Genomic DNA, 13518 nt, shown 5'->3' on the forward strand with positions numbered 1-13518 from the left:
AGTTCCTCTTCACTCAGATGTTCGAGGTGATCTTTCGACGGTCCAGGCATAGTTCGTACTCACACTCTAACATTACAAATTTTTCGGCTATCACTAGAGCGCCTCGCTGCCGTTCGCCATCGAGGGCTCCCTCCGGTCGCCCTCGCACAGCTCGCGGATCCGGAATATGCCGCCTCCCCGATTTGAACCGCCGGAAGACGAGCGTAGCGAAGTCTTCAGAGCCCCCGCTCGCTGCGCTCGCGGGGAGGGGGACAGCCAGCAGAGTACCACGTGTCCACTCGCTCTCTTCTCGACAAAATCGGGCGCTTCGGCGTTTGCCCGTGACGAAGCAACTCGAACCCGTTTCGCCTGCAGAAGCGAGGAAGATGTACCTCGAAGCACGGAAACGAGAAGTATCGCAGTCGACCCTCGACGGATTCCACTATCGGCTCGAGCACTTCATTCGGTGGTGCAACGAGGTCGAGGGAATCGAGAACATGAACAATCTGAGCGGCCGCGACCTGCAGCGATACAAGCCGCGGTGGCGCGACGACGGCCTAACGATCATGTCCGCAATCGGCGACGATCAACCTGCTCGATCCCGCCGCCGGGAGTCGCTTCCGTTCCATCAGCACGTACAGCGACGAGAGTCCGATCAGGTAGACCGTGATGCCCCCGAGTAAAAGCCACAAGAGCAGATCCGACGGATCCACGTCGCCCCACGATCGGGCGAATCCGATCAACACTAGGCCGAACCAGATGACCAGGCTCACGATCGGGATCCTGGCAGCGCTCCAGCGGGTCTCGAAGGCGAAGTAGATGCTCACGACGCTGAACACCGCGGCCCACCCCAGCAACACGCGGGCGGTGAGGGGACTAACTGCCCACGGCCACAGGTCGATCATCGGCTCGGGCCTGACGTACAGTACCAGTATCACCACCGTTAACACGACGCCGACGACGCCGCTCGCTAGCCTGACGACCGTCGGTACCGTCACGACATCGGACGTGTCGTGCTCGGCGTGTAGGGGGTCTTCCGTGCTGCGATCGAGCGTCGCGCGATCGGGGTCGGTCCGACCGTTGTAGACCCACAGCGCCGGAATGAGGATCGGGGTCACCACGTAAAGGAACACCCACAGCCAGGTGGAAGCGTGACCGTGAGTGAAGGCATCCCAGTGAAGGATGGTCGCGATCCCCATCGCGATGGTGAACACCGCGATGCCGGGAAACAGGACGTGGACCCGATGCCACTCGTCGACTGTGACGACTCGGTAAAAGAAGTACACGCCGGCACCGTACCCGGAACCCATCAGGAGCGGCGTGAGGTCGGGGCTGATCCCCCAAGCGAAGTACTGTTCGGTGCTACCCGGTGATCCGTACAGTGAGACGAACGCCAGGAACAACACCGGAGCGATCACGTACCCGCTCCAACGGGTAATCCGTAGTACTCGATCATCGCGGAGCGCCCCGTTGTTCCGGTCGAATTCGTCCGCTCGTTCACGCTCGCGCTGATTCATGTTATGTGTAAGCACACGACATATATAGCATTGCCTGCTGGGGGAGATCACGTCTCGCAGTCGAACGAATCGAGGTCGTAGCCCTCTTGGTATCCGAGTCGGCGTCCGACTGGGGCAAGGAGGCGTGCCAACCCTTTCTGTACCGTGATGGGGGCTCCAGTCGGGTATAGTTGGTCGGGATACGCCGCCACGGTCACCGCGAACTGGAGGATCTTCAGCCGGCCGCCCTTCCCTGTCTCGCCCAGTTGTGCAAGCACGTACAGCGTCTCCGTGAGCTCCTGTGCATCGAGTGCAGGGCGGAACTCCAGCTCAACACGATTCGGTTCTGGAAGCGGGTTCCAGACCCGGTGAGGGACCCCCGCCGGAAGCGTCACGGTGTCGCCCGGACCGAGCGTCTCCTCGCTATCTTCGAACACGGCGGCTAACCCTCCCGAAAGCACCCGCCAGTGCTCTGTCTGTTTCGGGTGCACGTGTTCTGTCGGAAAGTCGATCGGCCAGGGCTCATGATCGAGGCCGAACTCGTCCCCGGTTGTTCCTTCGCCAGGATGGAATGTGAGTTCGAACCGGACAGACTCTCCCCGTGTCTCTCTCGCGGTCTCCAAGACGACGAGCGGATCGTCGTCATCTTCCAGCTGTTGTGGAACCATGATGCGGCGACACTGCCGCTTCCATTTAGGCGTGTGAAGACATAACACTACCTTTTTGTCCCGATCGCGTTGCGGGTGAATCACGCCGATATGAGGGCGTTGTCTCTTCGACCGAACCGCTCGCTGCTCACGGCTTCGCCATCGAGGGCGACCGGAGGGAGCCCTCGCACCGCTCGCAGATTCAGAATATGCCGCCTCCCCGATTTGAACCGCCGGAAGACTTCGCTACGCTCGTCTTCCGAGCCCCCGCTCGCTGCGCTCGCGGGGAGGGGGACAGCTCGATCTTCAGTTGAGGCTAACGAACGCGGATCGCGCTGAAAAACCATGCCGCCTCCCCGATTTGAACGGGGGACAGCTCGATCTTCAGTCGAGTGCTCTCCCAGTCTGAGCTAAGGCGGCTCGCGTTTCGACCAAGGCCGAATCGAGACAAAAGGATTTCGAAAGACGGCGGCCGACCGGCGTGGAGGCGGGAGCACACGCCGCCCTCGAACGCGTGGTCGACGAGGACGGCAAGGGTGCCGGGCCGATCGAGTTCGCAGTCGAGAGTAAACGTGGGACATATACGTCGTCGCCGTCTACATCGACCGATTCGACGACGCATGATGCTTCCGACACACGCGATGATGGGCCTGGCGATCGCGGCCCCGCTCTCCGCGCTCGCCCCCGACATCGCACCCGCGGCGCTCGCCGGCGCGCTCGCCGGGAGCGTCTTTCCCGACCTCGACCTATACTCGGGACATCGACGAACCCTTCACTACCCCACGGTCTACGCGCTCCTCGCGGTACCGGCGGTCGTTCTCGCGGCGGTTTCGACCCTCCCCGTGACCGTCGGACTCGCCGCGTTCCTCGTCGGGGCGACGGTCCACTGTCGGATGGACCGCTACGGCGGCGGCCTCGAACTCCGTCCGTGGGAGGCGACCTCCGATCGGGCGGTGTACGACCACGTCCGCGGCCGCTGGCGGCGACCGAAGCGCTGGGTCCGATACGACGGCTCACCGGGCGACCTGGCGCTGCTCACGATGCTCTCGCTCCCGCTTCTCGTCGGTCTCGAGGGCCCGTTCCGGGTCGTCACGGCAGCCGCGCTCGTCGTCGGCGTCACCTACGTCGCGCTTCGGCGGCGGCTCGCCTCGATCGCGCCCGTCGTCTTCGGGTACGCGCCCGAGACCCTGTCACGATACGTCCCCGAGCGGTATCGTCAGTAGGTATCGCGACCGTCTCGGCGAGATCCGGACGGAATCCTCGACGTTCGTCGCGTTGGTCACAAACACTTATCACTACGCATTGGCAGCGTCTCACGTGTATGAGCGGGACCCTCGAGACGATCCGCGTCCTTCACGTCGACGACGAGCCGGGTCTCGCCGAGATGGTCGCGACGTTCCTCGAACGGGAGGACGATCGTATCGAGGTTCGGACCGAACACGACGCCGAGGCGGGGCTGCGGGCGTTGACGGAGTCCGAGGTCGACTGTGTCGTCTCCGATTACGACATGCCCGGCAGCGACGGGATCGAGTTCCTGCGGGCCGTCCGCGGGGACCACCCGGAGCTACCGTTCGTCCTCTTCACCGGGAAGGGAAGCGAGGAGGTCGCGAGCGAGGCGATCTCCGCGGGCGTCACCGACTATCTCCAGAAGCGCAGCGGCACCGAACAGTACGCGCTCCTCGCGAACCGGATCCGCAACGCGGTCGAGGCCACTCGGGCGCACGAGCTGTTGGCCGAACGGACCCGCCGGCTGGAGACGCTCATCGAGAACCTGCCCGGAATGATCTATCGCTGCCGGAACGAACCGAGGTGGCCGATGGAGACCGTCGAGGGGGAGACGGAGTCGCTCACCGGATACGCCTCCGAGACGCTGGAGCGAAACGAGGTGGAGTGGGGCGAGGAGGTCATTCATCCGGACGACCGAGAGCGCGCCTGGCAAGCCGTCCAGGAGGCGCTCGAGACGGACGGAAGCTTCGAGGTCACCTACCGGATCGACACCAGGGAAGGCCGGACGAAGTGGCTCTGGGAGCGGGGACGGGCCGTCCACGACGACGACGGCGACCTCGAGGCGATAGAGGGGTTCATCACCGACGTCACCGACCGAAAGGAGCGGGAACGGCGGCTCGAGCGGACCACGACCCGGCTCGAGGCGCTCTTCGAGAACTCGCCGGACATGATCGACGTCCACGACGTCGAGGGGACGATCCTCGACGTGAACCCTCGACTGTGTGCCGAGACGGGGTACGACGAGTCGGAGCTCGTCGGCATGAAGGTCTGGGAGCTCGACCGGACCCTCGGTTCCGACGAAGCCCGAGATCTCTGGGCGGGGATGGACGTCGACGACCGGCTGGAGCTGGAAAGCGAGTTCGAACGGCGTGACGGGTCGACGTTCCCCGTCAGGGTCCACATCCGGCGGCTCGACCTCCACGGACGAGAGCGCTTCCTCGTGAGCAGCCGGAACGTCGCGGAGCGCAAGCGCCGGGAGCGGAAGCTCCAGGAGCTGCGCGAGCGGACACAGCGGCTCAACTACACGCGGACCGTCGAGGAGACGACGCGGCTGGCGACGGAGGCGGCCGACGAGATCATCGGCGCCTCCCTGACGGGCGTGCACCTCCTGAACGAGGACGGCACGCGGCTCGAACTGTCGGCGTTCGCGGAGGGCGTCCCCGAGCTGTTCGACGAACTGCCCGGCTACGAACGGGACGCGCCGCCGGGCTCCCGGGCGCACCTCGTCTGGGAGGCGTTCCGCGAGTCGGAGCCGGTACACCTCCGGGAGGCCTCCTCGTCTTCCCGACTGACGGAGGAGACGCCGGCCGAGAGCGTCGTGTTGTATCCGATCGGCGACCGCGGCGTCTTCATCATCTCCTCGGCCGAGCCGAACGCCTTCTCCGAGACCGACGTGCTTCTCGTCGAGATCCTCGCGAACTATCTCGAGGCGGCGCTCGACCGCGTCGCCCGCGAGGAGACGCTGCGAACGCGGGAGCGGCGACTCGAGCGGCTCCACGACGCGACGCGGGACCTGATCAGGGCCGATTCACGCCAGGCGATCGCCGACCGAGTGATCGAGGCCGCCGAGGGGATCCTCGGGTTCTCGGTCGCCGTGGCACGGATCTACGACTCCGAGGTCGGCGGACTCGCCCCGATGGCCACGTCCGACGCGGTCAGTGACGTCGTGCCGGATCGGGAGGTGTACACGCCCGAGTCCGACAGCCTCAACTGGGCGGCGTATGAATCCGGCGAGGTCCGGGTGTACGACGACATCGAGGACCTCTCCGACGCGCTCGATCAGGGGACCGGCCTGCGGAGTCTGATGCTCCTGCCGATGGGCAAGCACGGTACCCTCTCGATCGGTGAGAGGGAGCCGGACGCGTTCGATTCAACCGACGAGTTCCTCGCGCGGATCCTGGCGACGGCCGCCGAGACGGCGCTCGACGAACGTGAGCGCGAGCGCGAGCTGATGCGCCAGAACGACCGGCTCACGGAGTTCGCCGACGTGGTGAGCCACGACCTCCGGAACCCGCTCACCGTCGCCGAGGGGCGGTTACGGCTCGTCGAGGAGGAGTGTGACAGCGAGCATCTCGACGAGGTGGCTCGCGCTCACGACCGGATGAGCGACCTGATAGACGACCTCCTCACGTTGGCCCGCGAGGGGGAGGGCGTCGGCGAACTCGAGCGCACGGACCTCTCCGACCTGCTTGAGAGCTGTTGGGCCCACGTGGATCGACCGTCCGGCGTTCGGCTCCGCGTCGACGTCGACCGGACGGTTCGGGCCGACCGCACACGCCTCCAGCAGCTCTTCGAGAACCTCATCCGCAACGCGGTCGAGCACGGCGGCGGGGACGTGACCGTGACCGTCGGCGAACTCGCCGACGGGGACGGGTTCTACTTCGAGGACGACGGCGTCGGCATCGCGCCGGACGTCCGCGAGGACGTCTTCGATCCGGGATACTCCAACGACGAGAACGGCACCGGATTCGGACTCAGTATCGTCGAACAGGTCGTCGAGGCGCACGGATGGGAGATACGGATCGTCGACGGAACCGACGGCGGCGCGCGCTTCGAGGTCACCGGCGTCGGGTTCGTGGAGTGACTCCGATCCTCTACACCTCGACCCGGTAGACGTAGCCGCCACACCCGCACTGGTCGACGACCGTCGCGGTCGCCTCGGGGAACCGCTCGCGGATCGGGTCCGCCAGGTACGGCTCCGGAGTCCCGTGTTCGGGATGCGTGACGAGGTTCACGTGGTGGTCCGGGGACGTCCGCTCCAACGCGAGCAGCGCGTGCTCGACGAGCAGCTCCCGGTCGTCGGCGTACCGATCGAGTTCGAGGTTCGCCGACCACGACCCCGAATGCTCCTCTTCGAGGAACTCGGGGAGGTCGTCGTCGGTGGCCACGGTGCCGCCGGTGTCGGTCCGGCTCATACGACACGTTCGGGCTTCCAGGACCCTGTCTCACCGGGCGAACGTGTTCGGGGTCGATCGATCGTCGACCGCTCGGCGTCGAACGACCGTCACCGAACGACCGTCACCGACACCGGCGATCCCCGGAAGACGGTCTGGGCGACGTTCCCGACGAGCAACCGGTCGACGAGCGTCCCGTCGTGGGTCCCCACGACCACCGTGTCGAAGTCCTCGGCCCGTTCGACGATCCGTTTCCCGGGCCGCCCCACCGCCACCTCGATGTCGACCTCCTCGTCGTACTCGGTCGCGATCTCTCTCGCCCGGTCGATCACGTCCGCCGCCTGATCACGTATCTCGCCCTCCGGATCCTCGGAGAGCGCCATGCCCGTCGCCTCGCCCATCATCGAGGACGGCTCCCCGGTGACGTGGAGGACCACGATCTCCGCGTCCCCGTGGACGTCGAGCGCGTACCGGAGGGCTCGCTCGGCCACCTCGGATCCGTCCATCGCCACGAGTACGCGTGCTATCATGTCACGAGGTACGCGACGTGGCCGGATAAATCCCGACCCGGCGCCCTTTTACTCCCGTCGCGACTACCTCGGGACGTGATTCACCGGGGTGACCGCGACCGTGTCGGCGAACCGTAAGGGCGATCGTCGCGAGCGCGAACTCGTCAACGTGCTGGACGAGGCGGGGTTCGCCGTGATGCGCGCGCCGGCGAGCGGCTCCGCGACGGAGCGGGAGCTCCCGGACGTGCTCGCGGGCGACGGCGACGCCTTCTACGCGATCGAGGCGAAATCCAGCGCCGGCGACCCGATCTACCTCTCCGGCGAGGAGGTTGAGGCGCTGCTCTTCTTCGCGCGGAACTTCGGCGCGAAGGCGCGGATCGCGGTCCGGTTCGACCGCGAGGACTGGTACTTCTTCCACCCGGGCGACCTGTACACCACCGACGCCGGCTCCTACCGCGTCAAAAAGGAGACGGCGCTCGCCGAGGGGATCGACTTCCCCGAGTTCGTCGGCGAGACCGAGAAGGTGACCCTCGCGGAGGTCGCGACCGATCCCGACGAGGAACGCCGTGAGGTCCTCGAGGCGGTCCGGGACGGCCACATGCCGGTCGAGGACGCCCTCGACGTGTTGTAACTCCCTCAGCGGTCCCGCCCGGCGTCGATCGGAACCAGCCGCGAGGCCGGGAACCCGTACCGGCGCGCGTCGTCGATCCCGTGTGCGGGTCCGAGCGACTCCGCGTACACCGCCTCGACCACGGGTTCGTGTGCGCCGTAGGCGGCGTTCGTCGGGTACTCGTCGATCGGCCGCCCCTCGTCGGTCCGGTACTCGTCGGCGCGCCGTTCCGTGACGCGGGTGACGACGAGGAGCTTCCCCGTCTCGCGGTCGTGGACGGCGTCGCCGCGCTCGAAGCCGTGTCTCTCACATAGCCGTGGCCCCGACGCCGTGAGCGGGACGAACGTCTCGACGCCGCAGACCGCACAGACGCCGACCCGTTCGTCGGGTGCGGGGAGCCGCCCCTCCGTCACCTCGATGGCGACCCGTCGGAGGTGTTTACACCGCTCGCCGCGGATCTCGTGGTCGGGACAGCTACACGTTCCGGCGTCGAGCGCGACCACGTAGGTTCCCCCGTCCGTCTCGACGACGTACCGGCGGTCCCGGAGCGGGCGCACCGTCATCGGCTCGCGTTTCGCCCGCTCGGAGCGACCGTCGTCTCGGTCGGCGGACGCGTCGCCGTCGCCACCCGCTCTCGTGTCGCCGTTCTCGTCGTCGCGCCGGCTCCCGGTCGACGTTCCGTCGGGGCCGAACGAGGTGGGCGGGATCCGTCTGTGAGTCATGTCGCGGCCGAGACGATCCCGGTTCGGCCGGACGTACGACCCCTCGGGGCTTAACGTGTCGGTCGACCGGATCGGCCGCCGGCGACGATCCGGGGCCGATCCGTCCCGCGGGCGCGTTCGCGACCCTCCCATCGAAGTCCTTTTTTAGTGCCGACGGGAACCGGAGGCATGGAAATCGATGCGGAGCTGCGTCGACAGATCACCGTCTCGCTTCTGGCCGCGGCGGTGTTCGTCGCCGGACTGGTCGCCATCGGCGTCACGTTCGACGGCTCCTCGCTTCCCGAGTCCGGCGCGATCGCGCTGGTCGGGCTTCTCACCGGATTCGTGTTGCTGATGGCGCTGGTCGGCGCGTACCTCATTCGATCGAAGGGTCCCGACGCCTGATCGCGGACCGGATCACCTCTCGGCGGTTTCCTCTTCGACGGGCTCCTCCCCCTCGACGGCGGGTTCCCCGTCGTCGCTCTCGGAACCGGTAGCGGCCCGTCCGTGTTCCTCCCGCCAGTCGACGATATCCCCGTCGTCGGCCGCTTTCACTCGCGTCTCGTAGTACGAGAGCGGGTCGGCGGCGACGCGCATGTGGTCCTCCTCGTTGTGACAGATCCCGTAGTTCGAGAGCGTCTCGCAGGTGGGCGGCGGGTACTGCGTCCCGCGGTCGTCCGCGAGGTACTCGGTCTGATAGCGGATCCCCTCGGCGTCGAGGCTCGTGTCGGCACAGAACGCGACCACCTCGTCGGGCGACATCCCGATCCCGACGAGAAACGCCATCAGCGCGAAGCTCTCCGGCCCCGACAGTTCGACGCCGCGTTCGGCCTTCCCGATCAGGTTCTCCATGCACGGCGGGAACAGGTCGGGCGCGACGACGTCGATCGGGCCGGCGTAAGTGCGCTCGGAGAGGAGCCGCTTCAGCTCCGCCACGCGCGATTCCAGCTCCGCCGCGATCCCCTCGTCGGCGTCCAACTCGAAAGGAAGCCCCTCGCGGACCCGCGCCTCGATCGCGGCCCCGAGCGCTTCCAACAGCTCCTCGCGGGAGACCCGCACCGCGCCGTCCGCGAGCGCCCGGTTGACGAGTCGCCACGAGTCGCCCCACGACGGCGAACTCAGCCGGAGGTACGGGCCGACCGCGATCCGGTAGTGGCTCGGGTCCCGGCTCCCGCGGACGGGCTCGGCGCGGACGGCCGTCGACAGGTCGAACTCGGCGAGCACGTCGTCGAGGTCGACGGTCGGCGTCGGCGTCGACCTGAGCCCGTCGTCGCGCTCGAGGTCCGCTCGGAGCCGGTCGAGCGCGGTCGACGCCTCCGCGGCCGCGTACTTCTCGATGGCGGGCTCGGAGTCGAGAAGCGAGACGAGGATCCGCGCGATCGGATACGAGAGCAGTTCGGCTCGGGCGTCGACGTCGGCGGCCGACCCGCCGAACTCGCCCGTCTCGGGCTCGACGGTACCCTCGAGTAACGCCCGCTCGACGCGCTCGCGGGCCCGCTCGACCGCCGGGGCGTCGTCGGCGACGAGCTCCGGCAGCGACGCCGACGCCCCGGCGACGGCGTCGCGGGCCCCCTCGAAGAACGGGTACTTGGCGTGGAGCGCGTCCATGTCCGGCCCGAGGTAGAGAGCCGCGGCGAATAAGCGGTGCGGTCCGGGATGCCGACCGACCTCCCGCCCGCCGTCAGTCCGTCAGCCCGTAGCCGCGCTTGAACAGCAGCACGTCGATCCCGACGGCCGCCGCGGTCATTCCGGCGAGCACGGCGAGCGAGAGCCGGGGATCCACCTCGGCGACGCCGAGGAATCCGTACCGGACGCCGTTGACCATGTATACCATCGGGTTGAGAAGCGAGACGTCACGCAGGAGGGGGGTGAGGTCCTCGAGCGAGTAGAACACCGCGCCGAAGAAGACCAGCGGCCGGAGGATGAACTGGTTCATCACGGTGAGGTCGTCGAAGTCGCTGGCGGCGAGCCCGCCGATCACGCCGAGGCTGGCGAAGAGCAGCGTGATGACGAGCATGAACGCGAGCAGGTACGCCGGCTTCTCGACCGGGACCGGCCGGAACAGAGCCGAGACGATGGCCCAGCCGATCGCGGCGATGAGCCCGCCGACGAGCAGCCCGCGGGTCGCCGCGGAGAGGACGTACGCGCCCACCATCCCCGCGTACGACAGCGGCGAGGTGAGCACCTCGTGGATGTACTCGTTCCATCGTCCGTGAAAGATGGAGAAAGAGGCGTTCTCGAAGCTGTTCGACACCGCACCGAGCACCACGAGTCCGGGCAGGATGAAGAGGATGTACGGGACCCCCGTGATCGTCCCGACCCGCTCGCCGAGGATGACGCCGAACACGGAGAAGTAGAGGACGTTCGTGATGAACGGCGGCGCGAAGGTGTTGGCCGGCCGCCGCAGGAACCGCAGGACCTCCCGTCTGGTCAGCGTGAGGAAGCCGGTGAGGTCGACGGCTCCGGCGTCGCCGTTCATCGGGACCCCTCCCCGCCGCCGGGCGCGGCGGTCTCGAGCGGCGCGTCATCGGGGGCACCTTCGTTCGCGTCGTCGCGGCCGTCCTCGTCTCCCTCGTCGTGGCGAGTCATGTCCACGAACACCTCCTCGAGGGAGGTACGTTTGATCTCCATGTCGAGGATCTCGTGGCCGGCACGGTCGAGTTCGCGGACCAGGTCGGGCGCGACCAGCCCGCCCTGTCGGGCGGTGACGACGAGCCGTCCCTCCTCGAGGCTCACGTCCTCGATCCGGTCGTCGCCGGGGAGGACCGCCGAGAGCGACGCGGCCGACGCCGGCGGATCCCTGAGCGTGACGACGACCCGGTCGGTGCCGCGGTCCATCAGGTCCTCCGGGGAGGCGACGGTGACGACGCGACCCCGATCGAGGATGGCGACCTCGTCGCAGAGCCGCTCGGCCTCCTCGATGTAGTGGGTGGTGAGGAGCACGGTCGTCCCCCGCTCGTTGAGCTCCGTGACGAGGTCCCAGAGGTCACGGCGCAATTGGACGTCGACGCCCGCGGAGGGCTCGTCGAGGATCAGGAGATCGGGGTCGGTGACGAGCGCCCGAGCCAGCATGAACCGTCGTTTCATCCCGCCGGAGAGCCAGTCGAAGCGGGTGTCCCGCTTGTCGTAGATCCCGACCTGCTTGAGCGCGCGCTCGGCGCGTTCGGCCGCCACGTCGTGTGGGACGCCGTGGTACCCCGCCTTGTGTTCCAACACCTCGTGGATCGGGAAGAAGCGGTCGACGTTGAACTCCTGGGGGGCGAGCCCGATACGGTCGCGAGCCTTCCGGTAGTCGTCCTCCACGTCGTGGCCGAAGACGCGGGCGTCGCCCCCGGAGGCGCGCACGAGACCGACGAGAACGTTGATGAACGTCGTCTTTCCCGCGCCGTTGGGACCGAGCAGACCGAAGAAGGACCCCTCCGGGACGGTCAGGGACACCCCCTTCAGCGCGTCGAGGTCCCCGTAGCTCTTCCGGAGGTCCTCGACCTCCAGTGCGTTCGTCATGCGCGGAGGGTGACCGGCCGCGCGGTTAAACGACACCGTTCGGCCGCGAGAGCGTCTCCGTCTTGGCGGGAGCGTTCCCGTCCCCGCGTGCTCGCGTCACCATTCCACGCGTGCTCGGCGACGAGCTCAAGGACGATGTCGTAGGCATCACTCATTCTCGTCGTCTTCCAGACGGCTTGATCCTCTCGGTGTTTCGGTCGACGATCATGAGAACTCCACTTCGAGCAGGCCAGCCGCTGCGTCGACATCGAATACATCTGACCCATAAAACACCGATAGCGGTAGTTCGCGGTCGTCAGTCGCGTATTCATCTTGCCAGAGCTGGGCGAGTTCTTTCAGATCTGATGCCTGAACCAACCGGATATCTGTCCCGATCTGCATCTCCAATTTCATCGCGTTCGTCTCCGCTTGGTCGGTGAAGTCCGGAGCGATGATGAGGAACCACTCGACGTCGTGCTGCTTGCTCTTGGTGTCGATGTAGCTCTTGATTTTACTCCGGGTGTCACTACCGAGTTTGAACTTGTTTCGACGCCGCTTGTTATCCCACAAGAGCCACTTTCCGCCCTGCTCGATCTCGCCATCTGCGACCATCCCTGTCGCCTGCTGGCCCAACTGATTCACTCCCGCGAGGTTGAACGCCTCACGGAAGATCTCACCAGTTGCGTCTTCAAACAGTATATCGAGTTTCTCCTCAGCGTTATCGGCGTCGACGAGGTCCTGTAGTTGTGGTGGAACCTGGTTGACTGCGCCGTCGGCGATCTCCTCATAGGCACCGACATAAAGATCGACGGCTGGTTCGCCCTCTTCGACGGATTTCTGAGACTGTTCAAAGTACTCGATAATGGCAGAAACCATCTCGTCGGTCTTCTGCTTGTGAGCATCGAGGCCGTACTGGTCGACGATACTCTTCAATTCCTCTTTGTCAACGACTTCTTTCAGCAGTTCACTCGGATAAATTCCTGCCTGAGCGATGTTTTCGCGACGATTCTCGTTTCGGCCGTAGTTTTTCCCCTCAACACCGAATCGTTCACGAGCCTCGATCAGAACGGATTGCTGGTCAAATACATCGAGCGTCTCCAGCATCGCCAACAGATTCTCTTCCGACATCTCATAGTACAGCCAATCTCGGATGACGTCGATATAGTCTTCTGGGATCCCGACGAGCTCCTTAGTATGCTCTCCATTCACCTCATATACGAGCGCCTGCTCCTGAAGCGACCAGAGCCCTTTTTCGATCGTGTCTAAAGCGTGCTCGGGACTATCTGAGCGGGATACCTTCGGGAACCGTCCGATCGACGAGAGACGTCTGAAAAAATCCAGCCAGGTGTAGTACTCGTGTTTGCTGTCTTGGGCCCGATTGTGGAGCTCGAAGTAGCTGTACACCATGTGAAGCTCCCAATCATCGATTTGATTCTGATAGTCGACAGCAGCCTGAGAGAGATGAAGCAGGTCGTCCCCACCTTCAAACGATTCTTCGTCGTACTTTTCAATAAACGAGCGCTGCCAGTCTTGAACTGCGTCTAGGAGATCCCCTTTCTCCATGTTGTAGTCGGGCTGTTGGATGAGTTGACGCAGAATCAGTCGATCACATCGACAGCCGCGTAATCTCGTCTGATGGCGATGAATCAGATGGAACTGGTCGTGGCGCGTCTTCGAATCGCTGGTGAGTGTG

General features: G+C 65.8%; 13 protein-coding genes and 1 tRNA gene. 4 read left to right on the forward strand and 10 right to left on the reverse strand.

The window, feature by feature from the left end:
• Positions 1-536: 536 nt before the first annotated feature.
• The 3 genes from EAO78_RS17835 to EAO78_RS17295 all read right to left on the reverse strand — a co-directional run bounded on the left by EAO78_RS17835 (position 537) and on the right by EAO78_RS17295 (position 2542).
• Positions 537-1547, reverse strand: coding sequence for a hypothetical protein (locus EAO78_RS17835; RefSeq protein WP_203227933.1), 1011 nt, complete (start codon positions 1545-1547; stop codon positions 537-539).
• The gene (locus EAO78_RS17290) at positions 1544-2143 is read right to left on the reverse strand and encodes a cupin domain-containing protein (protein ID WP_122106985.1); all 600 of its coding nucleotides are present in this window, start codon (positions 2141-2143) and stop codon (positions 1544-1546) included. Before EAO78_RS17290 ends, EAO78_RS17835 begins: the two co-directional genes overlap by 4 nt.
• Positions 2144-2468: 325 nt before the next feature.
• A tRNA-Phe gene (locus tag EAO78_RS17295) sits at positions 2469-2542 on the reverse strand.
• A 200-nt stretch (positions 2543-2742) separates the two neighbouring features.
• On the opposite strand from EAO78_RS17295, the gene EAO78_RS17300 reads away from it, so the two are divergent.
• Complete coding sequence (locus tag EAO78_RS17300; RefSeq protein ID WP_122106986.1) at positions 2743-3345, forward strand: metal-dependent hydrolase; 603 nt, start codon at positions 2743-2745, stop codon at positions 3343-3345.
• Between the two features lie 98 nt (positions 3346-3443).
• Positions 3444-6212, forward strand: coding sequence for a PAS domain S-box protein (locus tag EAO78_RS17305; protein WP_122106987.1), 2769 nt, complete (start codon positions 3444-3446; stop codon positions 6210-6212).
• Positions 6213-6222: 10 nt separating this feature from the next.
• On the opposite strand, the gene EAO78_RS17310 is transcribed toward EAO78_RS17305, so the two are convergent.
• The gene (locus tag EAO78_RS17310; RefSeq protein ID WP_122106988.1) at positions 6223-6543 is read right to left on the reverse strand and encodes a CGCGG family putative rSAM-modified RiPP protein; all 321 of its coding nucleotides are present in this window, start codon (positions 6541-6543) and stop codon (positions 6223-6225) included.
• A gap of 89 nt (positions 6544-6632) precedes the next feature.
• Positions 6633-7052 carry a universal stress protein gene (locus tag EAO78_RS17315; protein WP_122106989.1) on the reverse strand — a complete coding sequence of 140 codons (420 nt, stop codon included), beginning with the start codon at positions 7050-7052 and terminating at the stop codon, positions 6633-6635.
• 88 nt (positions 7053-7140) lie between these two features.
• Between EAO78_RS17315 and hjc the strand changes: the two genes are divergently transcribed.
• Positions 7141-7662 carry a Holliday junction resolvase Hjc gene (gene hjc, locus EAO78_RS17320; protein ID WP_122106990.1) on the forward strand — a complete coding sequence of 174 codons (522 nt, stop codon included), beginning with the start codon at positions 7141-7143 and terminating at the stop codon, positions 7660-7662.
• Between the two features lie 5 nt (positions 7663-7667).
• Here the strand turns inward: hjc and EAO78_RS17325 are convergent, their stop codons facing one another.
• Positions 7668-8363, reverse strand: coding sequence for an SWIM zinc finger family protein (locus tag EAO78_RS17325; protein ID WP_238987752.1), 696 nt, complete (start codon positions 8361-8363; stop codon positions 7668-7670).
• 168 nt (positions 8364-8531) lie between these two features.
• Here EAO78_RS17325 and EAO78_RS17330 point away from each other — a divergent pair, with 168 nt between their 5' ends.
• Positions 8532-8747, forward strand: a complete 216-nt coding sequence (locus EAO78_RS17330) for a DUF7472 family protein (RefSeq protein ID WP_122106991.1) — start codon at positions 8532-8534, stop codon at positions 8745-8747.
• 12 nt (positions 8748-8759) lie between these two features.
• Here EAO78_RS17330 and EAO78_RS17335 read toward each other — a convergent pair whose 3' ends face one another.
• The 4 genes from EAO78_RS17335 to EAO78_RS17350 all read right to left on the reverse strand — a co-directional run.
• Positions 8760-9950, reverse strand: coding sequence for a DNA primase large subunit PriL (locus EAO78_RS17335; RefSeq protein ID WP_122106992.1), 1191 nt, complete (start codon positions 9948-9950; stop codon positions 8760-8762).
• 73 nt (positions 9951-10023) lie between these two features.
• Positions 10024-10821 (reverse strand): ABC transporter permease, encoded by a 798-nt coding sequence (locus EAO78_RS17340; protein ID WP_122106993.1) that lies wholly within the window; start codon positions 10819-10821, stop codon positions 10024-10026.
• Complete coding sequence (locus EAO78_RS17345; RefSeq protein ID WP_122106994.1) at positions 10818-11846, reverse strand: ABC transporter ATP-binding protein; 1029 nt, start codon at positions 11844-11846, stop codon at positions 10818-10820. Before EAO78_RS17345 ends, EAO78_RS17340 begins: the two co-directional genes overlap by 4 nt.
• 204 nt (positions 11847-12050) lie before the next feature.
• On the reverse strand, positions 12051-13518 hold a 1468-nt coding region (locus EAO78_RS17350), incomplete at its 5' end, for a hypothetical protein (RefSeq protein ID WP_238987753.1).

It is taken from the genome of Halobellus captivus, assembly GCF_003697845.1.
In the GTDB taxonomy this organism is placed as follows: Archaea; Halobacteriota; Halobacteria; order Halobacteriales; family Haloferacaceae; genus Halorubrum; species Halorubrum glutamatedens.